The sequence below is a fragment of the Empedobacter sp. R750 genome, assembly GCF_030324345.1.
Lineage (GTDB): Bacteria > Bacteroidota > Bacteroidia > Flavobacteriales > Weeksellaceae > Empedobacter > Empedobacter falsenii_C.
Window position 1 is genome coordinate 191,263 of the sequence record NZ_JACAGF010000001.1, and the last position, 24,606, is coordinate 215,868.

21 protein-coding genes and 2 riboswitches are annotated in these 24,606 nt (G+C 30.4%); of the genes, 13 read left to right on the forward strand and 8 right to left on the reverse strand.

What is annotated here, in order from left to right; translation table 11 throughout:
- Window positions 1-31: 31 nt before the first annotated feature.
- The 3 genes from HXZ74_RS01035 to HXZ74_RS01045 are packed head-to-tail and all read left to right on the forward strand — an operon-like array spanning window position 32 to window position 3,491.
- On the forward strand, window positions 32-1,705 hold the full coding sequence (locus HXZ74_RS01035; RefSeq protein ID WP_286473427.1) for an OstA-like protein: 1,674 nt from the start codon (window positions 32-34) through the stop codon (window positions 1,703-1,705).
- Between the two features lie 39 nt (window positions 1,706-1,744).
- Entirely contained in the window at window positions 1,745-2,302 is a 558-nt protein-coding gene (locus HXZ74_RS01040) for a hypothetical protein (RefSeq protein ID WP_286473428.1), read from the forward strand.
- A gap of 1 nt (window position 2,303) precedes the next feature.
- On the forward strand, window positions 2,304-3,491 hold the full coding sequence (locus HXZ74_RS01045) for an aspartate aminotransferase family protein (RefSeq protein ID WP_280061388.1): 1,188 nt from the start codon (window positions 2,304-2,306) through the stop codon (window positions 3,489-3,491).
- A gap of 46 nt (window positions 3,492-3,537) precedes the next feature.
- On the opposite strand, the gene HXZ74_RS01050 is transcribed toward HXZ74_RS01045, so the two are convergent.
- Window positions 3,538-4,305, reverse strand: coding sequence for a methyltransferase domain-containing protein (locus tag HXZ74_RS01050; RefSeq protein WP_280048910.1), 768 nt, complete (start codon window positions 4,303-4,305; stop codon window positions 3,538-3,540).
- Between the two features lie 98 nt (window positions 4,306-4,403).
- On the opposite strand from HXZ74_RS01050, the gene HXZ74_RS01055 reads away from it, so the two are divergent.
- The 3 genes from HXZ74_RS01055 (at window position 4,404) to HXZ74_RS01065 (ending at window position 7,439) form a co-directional block, all read left to right on the forward strand.
- Window positions 4,404-5,339 carry a helix-turn-helix domain-containing protein gene (locus HXZ74_RS01055; protein ID WP_347881104.1) on the forward strand — a complete coding sequence of 312 codons (936 nt, stop codon included), beginning with the start codon at window positions 4,404-4,406 and terminating at the stop codon, window positions 5,337-5,339.
- Between the two features lie 87 nt (window positions 5,340-5,426).
- Entirely contained in the window at window positions 5,427-6,641 is a 1,215-nt protein-coding gene (locus tag HXZ74_RS01060) for an MFS transporter (RefSeq protein ID WP_115000641.1), read from the forward strand.
- Between the two features lie 162 nt (window positions 6,642-6,803).
- The gene (locus tag HXZ74_RS01065) at window positions 6,804-7,439 is read left to right on the forward strand and encodes a tetratricopeptide repeat protein (protein WP_115000640.1); all 636 of its coding nucleotides are present in this window, start codon (window positions 6,804-6,806) and stop codon (window positions 7,437-7,439) included.
- Window positions 7,440-7,545: 106 nt separating this feature from the next.
- Here the strand turns inward: HXZ74_RS01065 and metF are convergent, their stop codons facing one another.
- From metF to HXZ74_RS01080, 3 genes are all read right to left on the reverse strand, one after another.
- Complete coding sequence (metF, locus tag HXZ74_RS01070; RefSeq protein ID WP_115000637.1) at window positions 7,546-8,502, reverse strand: methylenetetrahydrofolate reductase [NAD(P)H]; 957 nt, start codon at window positions 8,500-8,502, stop codon at window positions 7,546-7,548.
- A gap of 359 nt (window positions 8,503-8,861) precedes the next feature.
- Entirely contained in the window at window positions 8,862-11,525 is a 2,664-nt protein-coding gene (metH, locus tag HXZ74_RS01075; RefSeq protein ID WP_286473430.1) for a methionine synthase, read from the reverse strand.
- Entirely contained in the window at window positions 11,513-12,511 is a 999-nt protein-coding gene (locus HXZ74_RS01080; RefSeq protein WP_286473433.1) for a homocysteine S-methyltransferase family protein, read from the reverse strand. Before HXZ74_RS01080 ends, metH begins: the two co-directional genes overlap by 13 nt.
- 45 nt (window positions 12,512-12,556) lie before the next feature.
- Window positions 12,557-12,655: riboswitch (SAM riboswitch) on the reverse strand.
- A gap of 445 nt (window positions 12,656-13,100) precedes the next feature.
- A riboswitch (SAM riboswitch) is annotated at window positions 13,101-13,199 on the forward strand.
- A gap of 125 nt (window positions 13,200-13,324) precedes the next feature.
- Between HXZ74_RS01080 and HXZ74_RS01085 the strand changes: the two genes are divergently transcribed.
- Window positions 13,325-14,506, forward strand: a complete 1,182-nt coding sequence (locus tag HXZ74_RS01085; protein WP_038331702.1) for a homoserine dehydrogenase — start codon at window positions 13,325-13,327, stop codon at window positions 14,504-14,506.
- A gap of 58 nt (window positions 14,507-14,564) precedes the next feature.
- Here HXZ74_RS01085 and HXZ74_RS01090 read toward each other — a convergent pair whose 3' ends face one another.
- Together HXZ74_RS01090 and HXZ74_RS01095 are read right to left on the reverse strand one after the other, a co-directional pair.
- The gene (locus HXZ74_RS01090) at window positions 14,565-15,011 is read right to left on the reverse strand and encodes a thioredoxin fold domain-containing protein (RefSeq protein ID WP_286473434.1); all 447 of its coding nucleotides are present in this window, start codon (window positions 15,009-15,011) and stop codon (window positions 14,565-14,567) included.
- Window positions 15,011-17,065 (reverse strand): TonB-dependent receptor plug domain-containing protein, encoded by a 2,055-nt coding sequence (locus tag HXZ74_RS01095; protein WP_286473436.1) that lies wholly within the window; start codon window positions 17,063-17,065, stop codon window positions 15,011-15,013. The genes HXZ74_RS01090 and HXZ74_RS01095 overlap by 1 nt, the downstream gene beginning before the upstream one ends.
- A 106-nt stretch (window positions 17,066-17,171) precedes the next feature.
- Here HXZ74_RS01095 and HXZ74_RS01100 point away from each other — a divergent pair, with 106 nt between their 5' ends.
- The 3 genes from HXZ74_RS01100 to HXZ74_RS01110 are packed head-to-tail and all read left to right on the forward strand — an operon-like array spanning window position 17,172 to window position 19,421.
- On the forward strand, window positions 17,172-17,828 hold the full coding sequence (locus tag HXZ74_RS01100) for a metal-dependent transcriptional regulator (protein ID WP_286473437.1): 657 nt from the start codon (window positions 17,172-17,174) through the stop codon (window positions 17,826-17,828).
- Window positions 17,828-18,649 carry an LIC_10190 family membrane protein gene (locus tag HXZ74_RS01105; protein ID WP_286473439.1) on the forward strand — a complete coding sequence of 274 codons (822 nt, stop codon included), beginning with the start codon at window positions 17,828-17,830 and terminating at the stop codon, window positions 18,647-18,649. Before HXZ74_RS01100 ends, HXZ74_RS01105 begins: the two co-directional genes overlap by 1 nt.
- Before the next feature lie 58 nt (window positions 18,650-18,707).
- On the forward strand, window positions 18,708-19,421 hold the full coding sequence (locus tag HXZ74_RS01110; RefSeq protein WP_286473440.1) for a DUF8201 family protein: 714 nt from the start codon (window positions 18,708-18,710) through the stop codon (window positions 19,419-19,421).
- A 12-nt stretch (window positions 19,422-19,433) separates the two neighbouring features.
- Here the strand turns inward: HXZ74_RS01110 and HXZ74_RS01115 are convergent, their stop codons facing one another.
- Window positions 19,434-19,880: a DUF1573 domain-containing protein gene (locus HXZ74_RS01115; RefSeq protein ID WP_257468262.1), complete on the reverse strand. Its 447-nt coding sequence runs from the start codon at window positions 19,878-19,880 to the stop codon at window positions 19,434-19,436.
- A gap of 90 nt (window positions 19,881-19,970) precedes the next feature.
- On the opposite strand from HXZ74_RS01115, the gene HXZ74_RS01120 reads away from it, so the two are divergent.
- The 3 genes from HXZ74_RS01120 to HXZ74_RS01130 all read left to right on the forward strand — a co-directional run bounded on the left by HXZ74_RS01120 (window position 19,971) and on the right by HXZ74_RS01130 (window position 24,142).
- Window positions 19,971-22,592 carry a valine--tRNA ligase gene (locus HXZ74_RS01120; protein WP_286473442.1) on the forward strand — a complete coding sequence of 874 codons (2,622 nt, stop codon included), beginning with the start codon at window positions 19,971-19,973 and terminating at the stop codon, window positions 22,590-22,592.
- Between the two features lie 96 nt (window positions 22,593-22,688).
- Complete coding sequence (locus HXZ74_RS01125; protein ID WP_115000630.1) at window positions 22,689-23,420, forward strand: alpha/beta hydrolase; 732 nt, start codon at window positions 22,689-22,691, stop codon at window positions 23,418-23,420.
- An 83-nt stretch (window positions 23,421-23,503) separates the two neighbouring features.
- Window positions 23,504-24,142, forward strand: coding sequence for a LysE family transporter (locus HXZ74_RS01130; RefSeq protein WP_038334451.1), 639 nt, complete (start codon window positions 23,504-23,506; stop codon window positions 24,140-24,142).
- Between the two features lie 4 nt (window positions 24,143-24,146).
- Here the strand turns inward: HXZ74_RS01130 and HXZ74_RS01135 are convergent, their stop codons facing one another.
- Window positions 24,147-24,581: a hypothetical protein gene (locus tag HXZ74_RS01135; RefSeq protein WP_038334450.1), complete on the reverse strand. Its 435-nt coding sequence runs from the start codon at window positions 24,579-24,581 to the stop codon at window positions 24,147-24,149.
- Window positions 24,582-24,606: the final 25 nt, after the last annotated feature.

The following is a 24,606-nucleotide window of genomic DNA, read 5'->3' on the forward strand; positions in this document are numbered from 1 at the left end:
GAAATAGAGATTAAATAAAAACATTAAGTAATTGTTAATTAATTATATAAATAAAAATAAAACAGGTTTGAAAGTTGCTTTTTTACTTTCATGTTTTATGACGATAAGTGCTTTTGCGCAACAGAAACCTAAAAAAGAAAAAGTTGTGTTGAAGAATGCTGATTTAGTTGAGCGTTATCCAGATCGTTTTGAAGGGAATCAGATTTTAACAGGTAATGTTGTTATTGAATATAAAGGTGATGTAATTACAGCTGATAGTGCGGTTTTATATCGTGATAAAAACTTGGCTGTTGTTTGGTCGAATGCACGTTTGGTGAGTAAAGACAAAACAATTACGGCGCATAAAATGGAGTATGACGGAAACACAACAATTGCAAAAGCTTTCAAAGATGTGGTGTTGACTGATCCAAGTTCTCGTATTACGGCAGATTATATGGATTATAATCGTACAACCGAGATTGCGACTGGTATTGGGAAAGTAGAAGTGAAGACGCCTACGCAACAAATCAGTTCTGAGAAAATGATTTACGAGCGATTGACAGGAAATATTATTGTAAATGATACTTACAAAACAATCGGTTCTGATGGTGCTTTGGTTGAAGGACGAAATGTTGTGTATAATGTAAAGTCTAAATCGGCAAATTTTGGATCGGAAGTTTTTATTACGAATAAAGATTATACGATTTATTCAAGAAAAATGACGACCAATGATATTACGGGAATTACAACTTTCCGCGATTATTCTAAAATTACACGTCGAAATGATCCATCACAATATATCATTACTTCTGATGGAGATTTTAACAAAAAAACGGGTGAAGCTTGGTTAAGAGGAAATTCAAAAGTATATTATCAAAACAAAACGTTGACGGCTAAAAAACTTTATTTCAACGACAAAACAGGTTTTGGTAAAGGTGAAGGTGATGTTTTTTTAGATGATCCTTTAGAAAAAAGATTTTTGAAGGGAGATTACGGAGAAGCTTTTAAATACTTAGATTCGGCTTTTGTAACAAAGAATGCGTATGCTGTGAAAGCGTTTGATAAAGATTCGCTTTACATTAGTGCAGATACGTTGTTGGCGGTAAAACGTCACAATGTTGATTCGACTTCATTGGTAAAAGCGTTTCATAAAGCGCGTTTTTACAAATCGAATGCGAATGGAAAAGCTGATTCTTTGGTGTACAATCAAACTAAAGGATTGATGCAATTTTATAAAGATCCAATTCTATTTTCTGGAGATAATCAAGTGACGGGAGATTATATCGAAGCGTATACAAATGCGAAAACAGAAAAATTAGACTCGATGAAAGTGTTCAATAATGCTTTTGTGATTGCTAAAGTGGATTCGCTTGTGGAAAATGAATATCATCAAATCAAAGGAAAATATTTAACTGTTCTTTTTCAGGATGATAAAATTGATTTTATTAATGTAGAAGAAAACGCTGTTGCGTTGACGTACATGGATGATACGGATCAAAAAACGAAAGTGAAAGAACGTTACGGAGTTAATATTTCGTATTGTGGAATTATAGAAGTTGATGTTGTAGGAAAAGATGTTGAATTGGTTGCATGTCGTATAAAATCGGACGGAAAAATGTATCCATTGTCAAAATTTCCAGAAGAAATGCGTTATTTGCCCGATTTTAAATGGCGAATTTCTGAACGATTAAACACTTGGCGAGATATTTTTATCGATTCGAAATAATCTTTTCATAAATTAATCGTTTAATTTCTAAAACTATAAATGAAAACTACATCTATCATATTATCTATTCTATTATTATCAAGTTGTTATACATACAAAGCTTTTGATCCTGAGGAGTATGCATTGGAAATATCTAAAGGTAATAATCAAAATCAAACGACTAACTCTAATGAAAGAAGTCGTTCCAGAGCTGATATTGCTGAATTGAGAAGAGAACGCAAAAGTCCGAATGAAAATGCAATTAGTTCATCTCTTTCAGAAAGTCAAGAAGAATTAGCTGCACTAAAAGCTAAAAAACAAGAGAATAAAGAAGAGAAAGTAGCGATAGATCCTTCTACAATTAAAATTTCGGATGTTATCAAACCCGATCAATTTTATAAAGTAGATGCGCAAGGAAAAGAATATACAATAGAGGCGAAGCAATGGAAAGCTGATACTTTATATGCTGTTGTAAAAGGAACAGAAAAAGAATTAAAGTTTCATAAAAACGATATTTCATCGTTCAAAATAAGAAAATTTTCGAAAGGTAAATCAGATGCTCTTACTGTTGCAGCATATGCAATGGGCGGTGCAGCTGTACTTTTTTTATTAAAATAAAATGGGAAGATTAAAGGAAGGATTTTTCAAATATCAGGCGCAAACAACAAATTTTGCATCTGGTTTTGAAGTCGATTACGCAAAGGGCTCTTATATCTATGGAAAGGATGGAAGAGCCTATCTTGATTTTGTAGCTGGCGTTTCGGTGAATACACTTGGACATAGCCATCCGCGCATCAATCAAGCGATTATAGATCAGGTAAACAAATATATGCATGTCGCTGTTTATGGTGAATATGCGCAAGAAAAACCAGTTGAATTATGTAAGCGACTGGTTGATTTAACACCAGAAGGATTGGATCAAGTTTATTTGGTGAATTCTGGGACAGAAGCGATCGAAGTTTCGCTTAAATTAGCGAAACGTTTTACAGGTCGTCGTCAATTAATTTCTTTTCGTAATGCCTATCATGGAAATACACATGGTTCGTTGAGTGTTTCGGGTGATGAACGTAAAAAGGCTGCTTTCCGACCATTGTTACCAGAAGTTTATTTCATCGATTTTAATAACGAAGAAGATTTACAAAAAATTACCAAAGAAACAGCTGGTGTTATTGTTGAATCTATTCGTGGTGCTTCTGGTTTTAGATTGCCAGAAAATGATTTCTTTATCAAGTTGAAAAAACGTTGTGAAGAAGTTGGTGCATTATTGATTATGGACGAAATTCAGCCAGGTTTTGGACGTACTGGAAAATTGTTTGGTTTCGAACATTTTGGAGTTGTGCCAGATATTGTGGCAATGGGAAAAGGCATGGCGAGCGGTTTGCCTGTTGGTGCGTTTATGACTTCTGATAAAATTATGAGTTCGTTGAAACAAAATCCTCAATTGGGACATATTACGACTTTTGGAGGAAATCCTGTGATTGCAGCAGCGGCTTTGGAGTTACTAAATGTTATAGAAGATGAAAAATTAATGGATGATATTGATCGAAAAGAGCAATTATTCAGAGAAAATCTTCAGCATCCAAAAATTAAGAAAATTCATGGTAAAGGTTTGATGTTAGCTCCTGAGTTATCATCGCCAGAATATACGTTGCGCGTTCAGCAAGAATGTATGAACAGAGGTTTGATTATTTTCTTTTTGATGTATAGCATCGAGAATTTACGAATTACACCACCGATTAATATTTCGGATGAAGATATTATAAAAGGTTGTAATATCTTAAAATCTGTATTAGACGATTTAGATTAAATTTTAATAAATAAAAAAGAGAATCAGTTATGATTCTCTTTTTTATTTAGCTCTTTCTCCCATACAACAACATTCTCTTAAAGGAATAAATTGCAGGAAAAGTCTTATAATATTTCTTCATTCTCGTTTTGAATTCTGTAGTAAATAATTCTTGTTGTTCAGTCGTTAAGTGCTCCATATAAGGAATCAAAGCAGAACCAGAAATGAAATTATAAAATTCTGTTTCGTCATTTCCGTAAATTGGATAAACTTTCATGCTGATGTTTAAATCCTTCAATCCATTATCAAACATGATTTTCGCATAATCATCTATCGCTAACAAAGGCGAGTCTCGATGAAAATTATTCAAATAATCTGCAAAAGGTTTTTCTCGTGCTAAATCACTCAAAATAACATTCAATACATTATCTTTTTGACAAGGCATTTGTACCGCAAATTGTCCATTAATATTCAGTTTTGAGATTAATTTAGGAAATAATTTTTCGTGATTATCTGACCATTGCAATGCGGCATTACTAAAAATTAAATCCCAATTTGAATCAGAATTTGAAAATTCTTCAATCGTTTGTTGTTTAAAGGAAAGGTTTGCTAAATCAAATTCTTTTGACTTTTCGAGCATTTCTTTTGAAGAATCAATTCCTAAAAAGTTAGCGTGTTCAAATTTATTGGCAAGAATAGCTGTTTGTTCACCAGTTCCACAACCAACATCGACGCAATTTTTCAAATTATCAGCAGAAATCAAAACCGCTAAATCATAAAAAGGTTGATAACGAATATTTTTGAATTGATTATAAATTTCGGGATTCCAAGGCATTTTTATTGAATTTTGAATGTGATTAAAGTTAATGAAATTTTATAATATTTATGATTAATATAGATTTTAACATGTAATTATTCTAAAATGTTGTTTATTTGAATTTTGTAAGAATAGAGATGAGCCAAGAATTAGAAACTATTGCAGATTATTATAATAAAATTAGTTTAGAGCAAGCCGAATTGATGAATTCTGCTAATTTTGAACACGATAAAGCGCATTTTAATATTTCTTTGCGCAAGTATTGTAGTTTTAAAAGTCCATATAGTCGACGAGATTATTACAAAATTAGTCTGTTGATTGGTGAAGGAATTTTTAAATATGGAAATAATGAACGGTATATTTCTAAACCGGTTTTATTTCTTCCATCTCCGCATATTTCTTACACTTGGGAATGTAAATCGAGTTTACAAGAAGGTTATTTTTGTTTGTTCAATCAACAATTTTTTTCTGAAAATAAAGAGTTTGATGTATTCAAAAAAACATCTTTGTTTAAAGATTGGAGTTCTCCTTTCATTGAGATTTCTGAAGAGCAATTGCCTTTGATTTTGTCTTATTTTCAGGAAATGTATCGTCTTAATCAATCCAATTACCAATTGAGATATTTTAGTATTCGTAATCATTTATCTGCTATTTTTCATTATGTTTTAGAACAAAAAGTTGATGAAATACATGCGGTTGAATTGCCTTCGAATGTGAGATTGTATAAGAAGTTTGATGAATTATTAAATAAACAATTTCCGTTAGATTCTCCTGCTCATCCACTTGTTTTGAAAACACCAGCTGATTTCGCAACGAAATTAAATATTCATGTAAATCATCTAAATTCATCGGTGAAATCTGTGACGAAACAAACAACGACGCAGATTATTAAACAGAAAATTGTTGAAGAAGCTAAAAATTTGCTGTTGTATACTGATTGGGATATTGCGCAAGTTGGTTATACATTAGGCTTTGAAGAACCTGCTCATTTTAATAATTTTTTTAAAAAACATACTTTAACTTCTCCATTAAAATTTAAACAAGAAAATTAATTTATTTGATTTTTGTAATTTTTTATTTGTCTTTTTTAATTCATCAATTTGACATTCATTTTACTTTTGCATGGTAAAAAATGATTTATGTTGAGAGAAGCATCAGAAAAAAGAAAAAAAATTGTAAGTATACTTGGTTTCTTTTCGATTCCAATTTCGGGATTTGTAACAGATATCTATTTGCCATCATTTCCGTCGATGGCAAAATCGTTGATGGTTCCAGAAAGTAGTATTCAATTAACTTTGACTTGTTTTTTATTGAGTTACGGTTTGTCTCAATTGTTTATTGGAAGTATTTTGGATGCAATTGGACGATATTATCCAAAAATTGTAGCATTATTTGTCGTATTAATCACAAGTTTGGTTATCGCGAGTACAGATAGTATTTTGTTGATTTGTTTGCTGCGTGTTATTCAAGGAATTTCAGTTGCGATTATTGTCATTGCAACTCGAGCACTTTTTATCGATATTCATACACCAGAAAAGGCGAAACATTATTTAGGTTATTTTACAATTGTTTGGTCATGCGGACCTATTTTAGCACCTTTTTTAGGTGGATATTTAGAAAAATTGTTCAATTGGCATGCAAATTTCTATTTTTTAGCTATTTATGCTGCTTTAATTTTAATTTTTGAATTGATTTTTAGTGGAGAAAGCATTATTGAAAAGACTAAATTAAATCTTAAGAACGTCATCGATACGTATAGAATGATGCTTAAAAATCAATTATTTATAGTTGGTATAATGATACAAGCTGTTGCTTATTCTATTGTGATGATTTTCAATATTATTGGTCCGTTTTTAATTGAAAATACCTATCATTTTAATTCTGTTGTGATTGGTTATTCAACTTTAATTTTAGGTTTTTCGTGGATGATTGGAGGATTTGTCGGAAAGAAAAGAATGCATCTTGACTTTAAAGAAAGTATAGCTTTACCTATTATTGTTCAATTAATTTTGATTTTACTTTTGATAATCACAGGTTTCTTTGTTCAAAATCTATTTGTTTTATTATTCTTTGCGTTTTTCATTCATATTTGTTCAGGAATTTTATTCACATCATTTTTTACTTCAAATATGATGGCTTTTCCTAAAAATGCTGGTGTTGCTGGCGGTTTGATGGGAGGAATGACGTATATTATTACTTCGCTTACAAGTTTTATAATCTCAAGCACTGGTAAAGTTGATACTCAAAATGGATTAGCAATCAGATACTTTATATTTTCATTTCTATTGTCTCTAATTATTTACCTTATGTATCGAATGAAAAAATCAACTCGAAAAAAGGCTATAATCGTATAATTAAATCCGAGCAAATGCTCGGATTTTTTGTGAATAGAGTTTTATATTGTTTTTTTCTTTAAATTAGAATTGTTGAAAAAGTATTGGATTTCTTGATTTAATTTATTCGTAATTGCGATATTTTTTCAGTTAATTTCAATTGTAAAAGTAAACTTATCTCAAATGAGACAAATCAAAAACATTGAAGATTGGAATGATTTATTATCCAAAAAAGATAAGTCTGAGGATGATATTTTATTAATTGCACAAGTTTATGAAGATGGGATAAAATTTGAAAATAGTCTTGAAATTAAACAAGAATATAAAAAAGCTTTTGAATATTATTTAACTGGACTAAATTTCAAATATTGTAAAATAAGAGTTGCTGATTATTTATCAGAAGGATTAGGTTGTAAAAAGGATATTGAAAAAGCAATTAAGCTATACAACGAATTAATTTCTGAAAATAATAGTATTGCAGCATTTAATTTATCAACTGTATATCGTGATCTTGGTGATTATAAAAAAGTAGTTGAATTACTTTATAAAGTTTATGAAATAGATAAAGCGTATCCTATCGAATTAGCATTTCATTATTTGTACGGTTTAGGAATTCCGAAAAATTTAGAAATTGCTAAAAATATCTTTTTAACGATAAAATCTCAAGTCGAAAAATATTCCGTATATGAAATCGAACAAGTCAATTATCAATTAGCTTTACTTTCACTAGAAAATAATGAAATTAAAAATGCAAGACACCTACTATTGCAAAATGATAATGAAATATCTAATGATTTATTAAATATAATTGGAAAATAGAAATTACAACTGTAGTTAACATCGTATTATTAAAATATAAAATAAATAAACCCAAAAAAATCCGAGCGATAGATGACTCGGATTTTTGATAGCATATTTTTACTATTTAATAAACCGCCTCAGCGATTCTTTTTGTATTTATTGAATTACTCATTGTGTAAAAATGTAATCCAGGAACACCAAAATCAATCAATTCTTTACATTGTTGAATGCACCATTCAATCCCGATTTCCTTAATTCGTTCCTTATCTTTCGACTTCAAAACTTCCATTGCCAAAGCTTCTGGTAAATCCAAATAGAAATTCTGCGGAATCGACGTTAGTTGATTGAAAGTTGTCAAAGGTTTTATACCTGGAATAATTGGAATATTAATATCCATTTCGCGACATTTCTTCACAAAATCAAAATATTTCTGATTATCAAAAAACATTTGCGTCACGATATAATCCGCTCCTAATTCCACTTTCTTTTTCAAATAATACAAATCCATTGCAAGATTCGGCGATTCGAAATGCTTCTCAGGATAACCCGCCACACCAATACAAAAATCCATTGCGTGAGACTCTTGTAGTTCGTCATCCAAATAATTTCCAGTATTTAAAGCCGTAATTTGCTCAATCAATTCCGATGCATGCGCATGTCCTCCAACTTCTGGCACAAAAGATTTTTCCGATTTAATAGGATCTCCACGCAAAACCAAAAGATTATCAATTCCCAAGAAATTCAAATCGATTAACGCATCTTCTGTATCCTCTTTTGTAAATCCACCACAAATCAAATGCGGAATTGCATCTATCTTATAATGATTCTGTATCGCAGCACAAATCGCAACTGTACCAGGACGTTTTCGTACCTGATAGCGCTTCAACAACCCGTTTTCTTTCTGTTTGTAAATATACTCTTGACGATGATAAGTTACATCGATAAAAGCTGGATTTAATTCAACTAATGGATCTAAAGTTTTGAACGTTGCATTGACATCTTGTCCTTTCAAAGGTGGTAAAATTTCCACAGAAAACAACGGTTTTCCGTTTGCGCGTTCTATATGTTCGGTAACTTTCATTCTTTATTTTATCGTTTAGCGAAGTTCGAATCTCGAATTTCGATTATATAATTTCTTTTATAATGGCGTTCCCTTCGGGCGGGCTTTTCGTTGCAATCTTTTTTGTTGATTAAGCGAAGTCGAAATCAACAAAAAAGGATTTTCACTGCAATCCCTAACGCATTTTTTTGTTTTGTTCTACGTTCGTTATCATTCTAAATTTATTTCAGCATCTCATCCAAACTTGTGTGATTCTGAAAACGAGTTCAGAATGACTTTGTGTTTCTGTCATTCCGAGCTTGTCGAGGAATCTAAGATTCTTTATTTCGCAAAGCTTCATTAAGAAACACAAATTTATTTTTTCATAACGCATAACGCTTTTACGCCAAATTAGGACTCAACCAACGCTCAGCTTTATCAAGTTCTATATTTTTACGTTTAGCAAAATCTTCAACCTGATCCATTTTTATTTTTCCAACTCCAAAATATTTTGCTTCTGGATTTCCAAAATAATAACCTGAAACAGACGAAACGGGATACATCGCCAACGAACTTGTTAACTCAATTCCTGCATTTTTCTCCACATCCAAAATTTTGAAAATCGTTTCTTTTTCTAAATGGTCAGGACACGCAGGATAACCAGGAGCAGGGCGAATTCCTTTATATTTTTCTGAAATTAATTCATCATTCGATAAAGTTTCATCTTTTCCATAACCCCAAATTTCTGTACGAACATATTTGTGTAAATATTCAGCATAAGCTTCAGCCAAACGATCGGCAATTGCTTTCACCATAATCGAATTGTAATCATCTAAATTCGTTTCGTAAGCTTTGGCAACTTCTTCAATTTCTTGACCAGCCGTCACAGCAAATGCACCGATATAATCTTGAATAGCTGAATCTTTTGGCGCAATAAAATCAGCAATCGAAATATTTGGTTGCTCTTTCGATTTTTTTGCTTGTTGACGAAGTGTGTAGAATTCTTCGATTTTGTTATCATTTTCATCAAACAATTCAATCGTGTCATCGTTTACCGTATTCGCTTTGAAAAGCCCAAAAACAGCTTTTGGTTTTGCTAAATTTTCAGTTTCGATTTTATTTAACATCGACAATGCATCAACATATAATTCTTTCGCATTTGTTCCGACAATTTCATCATCTAAAATCGCTGGAAACTTTCCGTGTAAATCCCACGTTTTGAAAAATGGAGTCCAATCTATAAAATCTCTTAATTCAGAAACTGTTGTTCGATGCGTGAAAACACCTAATTTATTTGGTTTAAAAGGTTTATTTTCTTCAAAATCAACTTTTAATTTATTTTTTCGAGCATCTTCAATTGATAGATATTCCTTTGATACAGCACGATTTAAGAAACCTTCTCTAATTTTTGTATAATCAGTAGTTGTTTCTGTAAGTAATTCTGCTTGTTGATTTCCAATCAATTTTTGACAAATTGTAACCGAACGAGAAGCATCTAAAACATGAATTGCTTTATCATATTCTGGTGCAATTTTAACGGCTGTATGCGCTTTAGAAGTCGTTGCACCACCAATCATTAACGGAATATCAAGATTAAGACGTTTCATTTCTTTGGCAACATGTACCATTTCATCTAACGAAGGGGTAATCAACCCAGAAAGACCAATTACATCGACATTATTTTTTTGCGCTTCATCTAAAATAGTCTCAGAAGAAACCATTACGCCTAAATCTATTATTTCGAAACCATTACAACTCAAAACAACAGAAACAATATTTTTCCCAATATCGTGAACATCGCCTTTAACAGTCGCCATTAAGATTTTAGAAGGTTCTTTGTCTGTTTTATTTCTAAGTTTTTCTTCCTCTAAAAAAGGCGTTAGATAAGCAACCGACTTTTTCATTACACGCGCTGATTTCACAACCTGAGGTAAGAACATTTTTCCGCTTCCAAAAAGATCTCCAACGACGTTCATTCCATCCATCAAAGGACCTTCGATAACGCGTAAAGGTGAACCAATTTTTTCTAAAGCTTCGGCAGTATCTTCATCAATAAATTCTGTTATTCCTTTTACTAAAGAAATTTCAATACGTTTTTCTAATGGTAACTCACGCCAAGCGTCATCTTTCTTTTTCTCTTTTGTAACACCTTTTAGATGTTCGGCAAAATCAATCAAACGCTCTGTCGCATCATCACGTCGATCCAATAAAACATCTTCAACGTGTTCTAATAAATCTTTTGGAATATCATCATAAATCTCAATCATTTCTGGATTGACGATTCCCATATCCATTCCGTGTTTGATGGCGTGATATAAAAACGCTGTGTGCATCGCTTCACGAACTGCATTATTTCCACGGAACGAAAACGAAACATTCGAAACTCCACCCGAAACTAATGCATGTGGAAGATTTTCTTTGATCCATTTAGTTGCATCAAAAAAATCGATTGCATTTCGGCGATGTTCGTCCATTCCTGTTGCAACTGGGAAAATGTTCACATCAAAAATGATATCTCTTGGATTGAAATTTACTTCATTCACCAAAATATCATAAGAGCGTTTTACAATTTCGATTCGGCGTTCATAATTATCTGCTTGACCTTTTTCATCAAACGCCATAACCACTGTTGCAGCGCCATAACGTTTAATTTTCTTAGCATGTTCGATAAATAATTCTTCACCTTCTTTTAAAGAAATTGAGTTCACAATTGCTTTACCTTGCACATTTTTCAGACCAGCTTCGATAATTTCCCATTTCGAAGAATCAATCATAATTGGAACTTTCGAAATATCAGGTTCAGAAGCAATCAAACGTAAATATTTCACCATAGAAGCCACACCATCAAGCATACCTTCATCCATATTGATGTCGATAATTTGCGCGCCACCATCTACTTGATCACGTGCAATTTGAAGTGCTTCTTCAAATTTTTCTTCTTTGATTAATCGCAAGAATTTTTTAGAACCAGTAACATTTGTACGTTCACCAACGTTGACAAAGTTTGAATTTTCACGTACAATTAAAGGTTCTAATCCAGAAAGTTGAATTTTTACGCCTGACATTCTACATTAATTTTTCGAGGTTCGTATTCTTTTGCTAAATCTGCCATCAATTTGATATGATCTGGTGTAGTTCCACAACATCCACCTAAAATATTTACCAATTTTTTATCCAAGAAGGGTTTGATAAAATCTCGCATCATTTCAGGAGTTTCATCGTATCCACCGAAAGCATTTGGTAAACCGGCATTTGGATATGCGCTCACATAAAATGGAGCTTTTTCGGCTAAAACCTCCAAATACGGAATCAAATCTGTTGCACCTAAAGCACAATTTAATCCAACTGAAATTAAATCAATATGTTCTAATGAAATCAAGAAAGCTTCGGTTGTTTGCCCAGAAAGTGTACGTCCAGATTTATCTGTAATTGTACCAGAAGCCATCAATGGAACATTAATTCCTGTTTTTTCTATTGCATCTTGAATTCCATAAAATGCTGCTTTTGCATTTAAAGTATCAAAAATAGTTTCGACAAGTAAAATATCGGCACCAGCTTCTAACATTGTTTTTGCTTGACGATAATAAACATTTGCCAATAAATCAAAATCCACATCGCGATAACTCGGATCATTTACTTGTGGCGAAATAGAGGCTGTCTTGTTTGTAGGGCCTAAAGAACCAACAACAAAACGAGGCTTATCTGGCGTAGAAAACTCTTCACAAGCTTCTTTCGCTAAACGAACGGCTTCGTAGTTTAATTCATCAACCAAATCAACCATATCATAATCAACCATCGAAATAATATTGGCATTGAACGTATTTGTTTCGATCAAATCCGCGCCAGCAGCCAAATATTCTCGGTGAATATTTTTGATAATTTGCGGTTGCGTTAAAACCAATAAATCGTTATTTCCTTTTAAAGACGTATGAAAATCCTTGAATCGTTCTCCACGATAATCTTCTTCTTGTAAATTATGCTTTTGGATCATTGTTCCCATCGCACCATCTAAAATTACAATACGCTCTTTTAGTATATCGTTTAATTTCATTCTAAATATTTTAAAAGCCTTATGGGAAGAAGTGTGAGGTGAGTGTCCTTATCTTTCTCTATTTGAGTAGGATTTAGCACCCAACTATACTTTGGGTTGCTAAGATTTCAACGGGCCTATTCCCTCCATCTTTCTTTATAAAGCTATGTGCAAAATTATTTAAAGTATTGAGAATAAAAAAATCAAGATTGAAAAAAACGAGTTTAGAATTTGGTTCATAGAAATAATTTTTGTTTGAAATAGTTCAAAATCTCTAATAGGTCATTTTTGAAATTTATTTTAGAAAAATATTCTTTAAAATGATATTTTTAAAGAAATAATATTTTAATCAATTGTTAAAACTAATTGTTTTTAGAATATTTTTAATAAAAACCTATTTTTATTAAAAAATATTAAGATTTGTTTTTTCTTTTAATTGTGTTTTTTAGAAAATTATTTTTACATATTTATATTTATAGAATAAAATTCATGATTTGTGTGTTTTTATTACTAATTACGGAAAATATTAAATTACAACAATGAAATTAATTTGGAAATATAGAATTCTTTCGCCTAAATTTGTCCTCAGAAATAGTTCATTAAAATTTACATTTTATCAAGAAAAGTGGAGGGAAATGGCCCAAAGAAACTTTAGCAACCTGATTAACGAATCAAGGTGCTAAATCCATCCTTATAGGAAAGATGAATAAAAACTACTGTAAACCAATCATTCAATAATATTCTTTATTCAAAATGGTTCAATTGTTTTTATGCGATTGAACCATTTTTTTCTTCACTCTTCTCTGATAAAAAATTATTAAAACAAAAGAATACATGAAAAAAATAAATATCGGATTGTTCGGATTTGGAGTTGTAGGAGAAGGAATTTACAAGGTATTGGAAGAAAAACCACAGTTGAATGCTGCAATTAAAAAAATTGTGATTAAAGATAATTCTAAACCTAGAAATGCTCCGTCTGAATTATTTTCGACTAATGCGGATGATATTTTAAATGATGATGAAATAAATGTTGTTGTTGAGTTAATTTCGGATGCTGATGCGGCGCATGATATCATTATAAAAGCGTTCAATAAAGGAAAACATGTGGTAAGTGCAAATAAAAAATTGATTGCCGATCATCACAAAGAATTATTGGATTTGCAAGCAAAAAATAATGTTTCTTTTCTTTATGAAGCATCTGTTTGTGGATCAGTTCCGATTATTAGAAATTTAGAAGAATATTTTGATAACGATTTATTGAATTATGTTTCAGGAATTGTAAATGGCACAACAAATTACATTTTGACGAAAATGGCAAATGAAAATGAGTCGTATCAAGATGCCTTAAAAGCAGCGCAAGAAAGTGGTTTTGCAGAAGCTGATCCAACGGCTGATGTGGAGGGTTTTGATGCGTCGAGTAAATTAGCAATTATTACCTTGCATGCTTTTGGTAAAAAGATTGATGTTGAGCAAGTTATTCGAAAAGGAATTACCTCATTGAAAGTGGAAGATTTTAAATACGCGAAAGAAAAAAATTATACAATAAAGTTGATTGCGAATTCTAAAATTAATCATCAAACAGGTGAAATTACATCAACAGTTTTACCAACTTTTGTTGAATTAAATAAAACAATTGCGCTTGTAAACAACGAATATAATGGTGTTTTGATTGGAAGTTCGCTTTCGGATGAACAATTTTTATACGGAAAAGGAGCAGGACGTTTCCCAACTTCTTCGGCTGTTTTGAGTGATATTTCTGCGTTAAAATATGATTATCAATATTCGATTCGAAAATATGAAAACAAAGAAGAAGGAGTTTTTAATCAAACAGGAAAAAAGAGAATTTATATCGGTTTTGAGAATCAAGCAGATGATGTTTCAAACATTTTTGATGAAATAGAAGAGCGTTATCAAAGTAAAAATTACAATCACATTGTTGGTGTGATTGATATAGAAAAGCTCAAACAAAAAGAGATTATTGAAAATCCAAAACTTTCGATAATTGCGTTTGAGTAAATTTTTGTGATTAAAAAGCCTCAATTAACATTGAGGCTTTTTTTTGTAAATCTAAAAATTAAGGTTTTTGTAAATACTTTTTCAATAAAAGTTTTAGTGGTTTATTTTTAATTAATCCAGCATAAGTCATTTCAATTTTAAAATCTTTTGAGATTAAAACCCAATATGGATAACTAATTTGTTCGTTTTTATCAATAAATTCTTCCAAAAATGGATGAGTTTTTTTATTCGATTTAGGTTCATATTTTTTGTTTAAAAAAATAATAGATTCATTTGTTTCTGCATCAAATTCAATAAAATAAATGTCATTATTTAGAATTTGAAGTAATTCATTATCTTTTTCTAATTGTTTCTTTTGAATCATACAGTAACTACACCAATTGGTTGAAAAATAAAGCAGAATTGGTTTAGGATTTTCATTAAAAATTGAATTAAATTTTTCTAATGAAATCTGTGCTTGGAGATTCAATGATGATAAAATGAATATGAAGTACCAGATTTTCATTAACGTAAATTGTATCGGACACCTATAAAACCTCTTGTTCCCTGCATAGGTGTATAGCTGTAATCATTTGGCTCAAAAATAACATCGTTTCTTCCTTTAGGAGGAGTAATGCCATTTCCTGGTTCTCCGAATGGATCCCACCAACGAGCAATAACATCGCCTTTTGGTAAAACATTAAAAATATTTTTTACTCCACCATAGATTTCAATATTATTTTTGAATGATTTACTCAATTGAATATTGGCAATAAAAGTTGGCTTTGAATATTCAGGTCGATAATCATTTTCTACGCGAGGTAATTTCATTTTGTCATTATAATTGGCGGTTAAATCAATAGTAAAACCTTTTTTGAATGCATAACTTGCTAAGAAATTTCCAGACCATTTCGGTGCGTGATATTGAACTTCTTTTTCGCCATTTTCTTTTTTGTAAACATCCATATAGGTTGCGCCAAGCATTATTTTTAGAGGAAAGTCAAATGTTGCATCTATATTTAAAGAAACTCCTTGAGATATTGCGTGTCCATCTAAATTGTCATAGATAATCTTTGTTTCGTCAGTATCTGTATCAGCAATAATTTTGTTTGTGAAATAAGAATAGAATGTTGTGAAATCAAAATTTAGAGCTGCAAAAGAAGTTGGTAGTTTGAACACATAATTAATATTTCCATTATATGATTTTTCAGGTTTTAATTCATTTTCAAAAACTACTTGTCTAGCTCCAGTTAATGCACGATGATCTTCTGTGAAAACATTTACAACACGAAATCCTGTACCAAAACTTGCTCTTAAAGTATGATGAGATGAAGGTGAAAATTTATAAGCTACTCTTGGAGAATGTATTCCTTTATGTGTTTTATCATAATCAAATCGATAACCAAGTAATAATTTATTTTCAGAGTTTAATGTCCATTCGTCTTGTACAAAAATACCAGGAATTGGTGTATTCATAGGGTTATTCTTAATTAGATTATTATCTTCATCATATTCTCCAGTCCCTCTTGTGTTATCATCGTAATAAGTATACTTGAATGAAGATCCTAAAAGTAAACTATGTTGTCCAATTATTTTATCCCAATAAGCTTGAGCAAAAACAACTTGTTGTTTTCCTTGATACGATTCTGGACCATAAAATGAATTCTGTTGATGAAAATTGTAAGAAAATTGTGTCATTATTTTTTCTTTTACAGGTAATTGATACATTCCTATCGCTTCAAAACGATTTGTCATAATGCTTTCTGCATAAACTTCGTCACTTCCTCTGTGTAGTTTTCTTTTCCAATTCATTTGACCTCCCCATCTATCTTCGTATAAATAACGTAAAGCAACGGAAGCTGTTCTATTTTCTTGACGTTCAAAATCAAATTTATTGAATAATGTAATACGATCTTGTAACGTTACATCTGTAAAACCGTCATTATTTTTATCTTTTTTATTGTCATATTTAAAGTAATTAAAGCCAAATAAACCATTTACCTTTTCTCCTAAATTATATTTGTATCCTCCATCAAGATTGGTTTCCAACCAAGAAGTAGTAAAGGCGTCTAAAGATAATTTTGGAGCAGATTTTGGAGATTTCGTAATTACGTTAATTATACCTCCCATAGCTTCTGTTCCATAAAGGGAAGATGCTGGCCCTTTTACGACTTCTATTCGTTCAACCAAAGAATTCGGAATTCCGCTCAAACCATAAACTGTAGATAGAGAAGAAACAATTGGCATTCCATCAATTAAAATCATGGTATAAGGACCTTCCATTCCGTTAATATGAATATCACCTGTGTTGCAAACGTTACAATTTAGTTGCGGTTGAACACCATTTATTAATTGTACAGCGTCAAATAATGAAGGTGTTGGATTTTTTTGAAAAAACTTTGGTGTATAGATTTCAATTGGAACTGGACTATCAGATTTTCTTACAGCTTTCATTGTTCCTGTAACTACAATCTCATCTAAATTTTCTGAAGGATCTTTCACGAAAATAGAATCTTTTTGTTCCTGAGCATTTGATAGAATGGAGGTTAAAGCAATGAATAAATAAAATGTTGTTTTCATATCAAGTAAAAATTATAATCAAATTAAAAAGTTAGACAAATCTAACAAAAATATTATTAAAAATGAATTATTAAATTTTACTTAATTTTCAACTATATTTGTTTTTATGAATTCATTGGTCGAAGAAAATTACCTAAAAGCATTATTTCATCTTTCTGAAAATGGAAAAGGAGAAGTGAATGTGAAGGATTTGAGTAAGCATTTGGAAATTAAAATGCCTACTGTAAATAGTATGATGAAAAAATTAGCTGAAAAAGAATTGGTGATTTATGAATCGTATAAACCACTTCGGTTATCTGATAAAGGAATTTTAAAAGCTTCTTTGATTGTAAGAAAACACCGATTGACAGAGATGTTTTTGGTAGATAAAATGGGATTTGGTTGGGAACAAGTTCATGAGATTGCAGAGCAAATAGAACATATTCAAAGTTCAAATTTTTTCGATAAAATGGACGAATTATTAAATTTTCCTAAATTAGATCCGCATGGTTCTCCAATTCCTGATAAAAATGGAAAAATAGAAATTATTAATTACAAAAAGTTGGCAGAATTTAAAGAAGGTGAGAAAGTGGAAATTTGTGCTGTCATTGGTTCTTCAGATGAATTTTTGAAATATTTGAATTCTAAAAATATTCATTTGAATGATGAAATTGAAATCATTTCAGTAGAAGATTTTGACGGAACAATGAAAGTTAAATTTCTAAAATCAAATGAAATTGAATCATTTAGCAATCATGTAACTTCAAGATTGTTAGGTAAATAATGGTTTTTCAGTTTTTTTTATCAATCGCCTTATTTTTCTATTTTTTAGGCTTTGGATTTTTATTTCAGAAAATTTTTCCTCGAATTAATTCAACTATTTCGTTTACAGTCATAAATGGAATGATAGGAGTTGGACTGATAAGTTTTTTCGTCGCATTTTTTCTTCCATTAAATTTTACATACGAAGTAGTATTAATTTTAATTGCGATTCTATCATTAATTTATCATAGAAACGAAGTGAAGCGAAGTTTGTTGAAACTTAAAAATATATCACGATATTTTTATGCTTTTACTTTTGTTGGATTGTTGGTCGCCGTTACGTATCCTTTTATTTTAGATCATTTTGGTTATTATATTCCGACAATAAAATGGTTAGATTTTGCTGGTTTTGTAAAAGGGCTTTCTAATTTTGAATGGGTTTTGGCGCAAAATAGTTTTTGGCATATTTTGCAAGCTTCTATTAACGAAACATTGGATATTTATTATCGATTAAATTTTTGTTTATTTTTAATCTTCAATCTCTATGTTTTCGAATTGAAGCAGAAAAAACTTCTCATTTTTAATCTCCTTTTTATATTTTTTTTAAATACTCCTTCACCAGATCTTCCTGTTTTTGTTCTTACGATTCTATTAATCAATGAATATTTACGTTATAAAAATAAAGCGTCTGATTACCTTTTTTACGCTGCTATTTTATTTGTAATTAAACCAATAAGTATTGTATTAATTTTATTTTTTGGAATTGAATATTTAAGAAATAAAGAATACAAAAATTTAAAAGACAAGAATTTATTTTTACTTATTTTTATTGCTTTATTGTAAAGGAATTATTGTTTCAGCAAATCCTTTATTTCCTTTAGAATTTTCTTCAATAAAAGGTTTGGAATGGGCTTCACCACAGCATTTATATGAATTATCTGCACAGAACGGTAAATTTATTCCACTTAAAGATTCGTTTACGTTTGAAGAAGTAGCTAGAATGAATACAACTGAATATTTTCAAGCTATTTTTTTTCAATCATCTTCTCGAACAATAATTTTTCTTTTAATTATTTGTTTAACAATTTTCAATTTGTTAATAGGCTTCTATAAAAAGAATTATTTTATAAAATCGTTAATATTCTGTTGTATAGTGAAATTATTAATAATATTAATTTTTTCTAATCAATTTAGATTTTTATTAGATGTATTAATTATTGATTTATTAATTATTTTTAAATTAGTTAACTTAAAAATATTTAATAAATATTCAGAATTATTAAGTTTAATATTTGTATATATTACTTCATTTATTTTAATATTTTCTATTTTTAAAGGTGATTATTTCAAAAATATTAAATCATTTTCTTATATAAGAAGTATAAATTTTGATCAAATTTTAATTCCAGGAAATTATAAAGAAAATGAATTGAACATTAATAATTTAAATATAAGTAAAACCAAATTAGAAAAATTTCTACAATATCAAATTTATCTACAACAAATTGATTCTACTGATGTAAAAAAAGGCTTTTATTTTGAAAAAATGGACAGAAAAAAAAGAGAGAAGATTTTAAACATTTTGAAAGAAGAACAAAAAAAGCAAGTTAAATAACTTGCTTTACTATTATTCTGCTTTTCCTTTTATTCTGAAAATTTTTCGAGAAGAAACTGGATCGTTAGATGTAATTGTTACAGATTTATTAAAATCTCCAGTCACAGAACCACTTGAATATTTAACAGTAATATCCGCAGATTTTCCTGGTTCGATAGGTGTTGTAGGATATTCAGGAACTGTACATCCACAAGATCCAACAACGCTTTTAAGAATTAAAGGTTTATCACCAGAATTGGTTACTTTCATCTTAGCTGTTACTTCAGTATTCAACTTTATATTTCCAAATTGAATTTCTTCTTTTTCTAAACTAAGTGTTTGAGCAAATAAACTTGTAACGCCTAAAGCAAAAGCACCTAAAAACATTAATTTTTTCATGACGATAATTAATTTATAATCAAATGTACAAAAGAATTTTACTTTAAATAAAATTACTTTCGAATTTATTACAAATAACATTCCAATTTTATAATATATATTTAATATACTAGGCAGTTTAAGGCAGATTGTGTAAATTTGCCCAAATTTATTTTAAGTCATATATAAATAATGGAAATCGCATCTAAATATACGCCAACGGAAGTTGAAGGAAAATGGTATGAATACTGGATGGAGAAGAAGTATTTTAAATCTACTCCAGATGAAAGAAAAGCTTACACAATCGTCATTCCACCACCAAATGTAACAGGAGTCTTACACATGGGACATATGTTAAATAATACGATTCAGGACGTTTTAATTCGTCGTGCGCGTATGCGTGGATTCAATGCTTGTTGGGTACCAGGGACAGACCATGCTTCGATTGCTACTGAAGCGAAAGTTGTTGCGAAATTAAAAGAGGAAGGTGTTTCTAAATTTGATATTGGTCGTGAAGAATTTCTTAATCATGCTTGGGATTGGACGCATAAGCATGGTGGAATTATTTTAGATCAATTGAAAAAGTTAGGAGCTTCTTGCGATTGGGATCGTACAAAATTTACGATGGATCCAGATTTATCTGAATCTGTTCAACGTGTTTTTGTTGATTTATATAACAAAGGATTAATTTACCGTGGATACCGTATGGTAAACTGGGACCCGGAAGCGAAGACAAATATTTCTGACGAAGAAGTTATCCATGTTGATAAAAATGGAAAATTATATCATTTAAAATATCAAGTTGATGGAACTGATCAATATATTGTTGTGGCGACAACTCGTCCTGAAACAATTTTTGGTGACTCTGCGGTTTGTATCAATCCAAATGACGAGCGCTACGAATGGTTGAAAGGAAAACAAGTTATTGTTCCAATCGTTGGTCGTAAAGTAAATATTATTGAAGACGAATATGTTGACATCGAATTTGGTACAGGATGTCTTAAAGTTACGCCTGCACACGATGTGAATGATTATGAATTAGGTAAAAAACATAACTTAGATTTCATTGATATTTTTACAGATGATGCGAAATTGAATGATTTAGGATTAAATTATGCTGGATTAGATCGTTTCAAAGCGCGTAAAGAAATCGAGAAAGAATTAGAAGAAAAAGATTTACTTGAAAAAGTAGAAAATTATAATAATAAAGTTGGTACATCTGAAAGAACAGGAGCGGTGATTGAGCCTAAAATCTCTAATCAATGGTTCTTGAAAATGACAGATTTAGCTAAACCAGCTTTAGATAATGTAATGAATGATACGATTAAATTTCATCCTGCGAAATTTAAAAATACGTATCGTAATTGGATGGAAAATGTAACAGATTGGAACATTTCTCGTCAATTATGGTGGGGACACCAAATTCCTGCATTTTTCTATGGTGATGGAAACGAAGATTTCGTTGTGGCTTTAACAAAAGAAGAAGCTTTACCATTAGCACAAGAAAAAACAGGAAATGCAGCATTAACAATCGAAGATTTACGTCAAGACGAAGATGCGTTAGATACTTGGTTTTCTTCTTGGTTATGGCCAATTTCTGTTTTCAATGGAATCAATGAGCCAGAAAACGAAGAAATCAATTATTATTATCCAACACAAGATTTAGTAACTGGTCCAGATATTATTTTCTTCTGGGTAGCACGTATGATTGTGGCTGGATATGAGTATCGCAACGAATTACCTTTCGAAAATGTATATTTTACAGGAATTGTTCGTGATAAACAAGGTCGTAAAATGTCAAAATCGTTAGGGAATTCACCAGATCCAATCGAATTGATGAATGAATACGGTGCAGATGCAACACGTATGGGAATGTTGTTAACGGCTCCTGCTGGGAATGATTTACCTTTCGATGTTGATTTGTGTTTACAAGGACGTAATTTCGCTAATAAAATTTGGAATGCGTTCCGTTTGATCAAAGGTTGGGAAGTGAAAGAAGATTTAGAACAAACTTCTGCTCAAGCAAAAGCGGTTGAATGGTTCGAAAATAAATTCCAACAAACATTAGCAGATATCGAACATAATTACGATCAATATCGTTTATCTGATTCATTGATGGCAATTTATAAATTGATTTGGGATGATTTCTGTTCATGGTATTTAGAAGCGATTAAACCTACTTTTGGTGAGCCAATTGATGCAAAAACTTATGCAGCAACCATTTCTTATCTAGAAAATGTATTGAAAGTTTTACATCCATTTATGCCTTTCTTAACAGAAGAAATTTGGCATTTAATTGCTGAAAGAACGGATGATGAAGCACTGATTGTTTCTAAATATCCAGAAGTAACATCTTTCAACGAAGAAATTATCAAGAATTTCGAAAATACAAAAGAAGCAACAACAGCAATTCGTGGTTTACGTTCAGAAAAAGGAATGTCACCAAAAGAAGCTTTAGAAGTTTTTGCTGATGCTCAAGCTGCGAACGAAATATATGTAGATGTTTTCTCTAAATTAGGAAATGTTTCTAATTTCAATACAGGAGATAAACCAGAAAAAGGTTTTGTTTTCCGCGTTGGGACATTAGAATTTATGGTTCCGATGTCTGATAATATCGATATTGAAGCTGAACGCGAGAAATTACAAAAAGAGTTGGATTACAACAAAGGTTTCTTAAATTCTGTTCGTAAAAAATTATCAAACGAAAAATTTGTTGCTGGTGCGCCAGAACAAGTAATTAATGCAGAACGCAAAAAAGAGGCAGATGCTTTAGAAAAAATTGCACAAATTGAAGAACAATTAGCTTCATTGTAATTTTTATCAAAATAAAATTTAAAAACCACTTCATTTGAAGTGGTTTTTTTATTGATTTTTTTCAATTAACTTTAATAAAGTCTCAAAAAAGTAGATATGTCAAGCGAATTAAATTACAAAAAGGAAAAGTTATATTCTGAATTTTTAAATCAAGAAAGAAATATTTTTGTTTGGATTCCAGAACGTTTTAAAAATGAAAGTTTGCCTGTTTTGTATTTATTGGATGGCGGCATTAATGAGAAATTTAAACAAATAACAAAGCTTATTGATGAGTTAATTAAATCAAATCGTATTCAACCATTGATGATTGTGGGAATCGAAAATATCAATCGAAATTTTGATTTTACAAGAAATACAAATGTTGTAAAAGACAAAAAATGGGTTCCAGAATATGGAAATGCAGAGAATTTTGAAAAATTTATTGTGTTAGAATTGCTTCCTCATATTTCGAAAAATTACAAGACAAATAACTCGAAAATCATTGTAGGTGAGTCTTTAGGCGGATTGTTGGTAATGGATATATTGTTTTATTTTCCACATTATTTTGATTCTTTTATTGCAATTGATCCTTCGCTTTGGTGGAATAATCACGAATTGTTTGATTCTTATTTTGAAAAATTTGATTTTAATCTGTTAGTAAATAAAAAGATTTGGATTTCAAGTTCTAAAACAGTTTCAATTTCAAAGTTTACTGATCAATTTGTAGAAAAATTGCAAGAAAAAGATAACTTGAAATCAAATTGGAATTATTTACATGATCCTTCTCAAAATCATTTTACAATTTTCAATTCATCAATAGAATCAGCGTTAATATGGACGTTTAAGTAATATTTTTTTGAATGATTCATATTACTTCAATAGGTTTCTCCAACAAGTTTGTCTAAATTTGCAAACCTTTTTAAAAAGAATTAATGCAGTATTTAGAACTACTTTTAATCGGAATTTTCACAGCTTTTATTGGATCGTCCATTCCTGGATTGTTGAATATGACGGTGGTAAAAATTGGGAAACAAGAAGGAGTAAAAAGTGCATATACTTTTATGTCTGGAACTGCGGTTACGATTGCAATTCAGGTTTATTTAGCAATTTTTCTAGCAAAATTTATTGATTTTAATGAAGAAGTTACCAAAATTTTTAGGGAAGTTGGATTAGCTGTTTTTGTAATTATTACAATTTATTTTCTCTTTTTTGCGAAGAAACAAGATCAAAAAAAGAAGAATAAAAAGCTAAAACAACAAGGTGATGTAAAACAAAAAAATAAATTCATTTACGGATTATTGTTATCCGCTGTAAATGTTTTTCCTATACCTTTTTATGTGTTTTTAAGCGCAACGTTGGTTTCGTATAATGTTAATGTTTTTGGACAACCAAATAGCTCAGTTTTTGCTTTAGGAGTTGTAGTTGGTTCGATGATTATTTTTGGTCTGTATCTGAAATTTTTTAACTCAAAATCGGAAGAAGATTCATTTATTTTGAAGAATATCAACTATGTAATTGGAGGAGTGACGAGTGTGATTTCTTTGTTAACGATTTATCAGCTTTTTCAATAAAAATTTAATTCAAATTTTGCTTTGGATGGGAGTATTTAACCAAATATTCCATCACTTCATCGCATTCTTTTCCTTCTAAAATATAACTCAAAATATCCTCAATTAATTCATCAATAATTTGAGGATTAAACTCAAATTTTTTAGCCAAATCAATGCAAATTGCCTTTTCATTTTGATGAATATTCAAATCCACAACCATTAACAAAACAGCGTCGTACAACAAAGAAAGTCGATCTGTAAATGTTTTAGGCAACGTAAAATCAAACTTCGTGTTTTCGTTCAGAATATAACTTACATCTTTAGCAGAAAGTTCATGGTATTTGGCAATATCAGAGATAATTTGAATCTCTTTTTCATTCAAATTTCCATCACTTTTACCAATAATAAATAAATTTTTGATGTGATTTAATTTATCAACCAAAGTAAGATTATTTTTCATTTGTCGCTTTTTGGGATTAAAAATA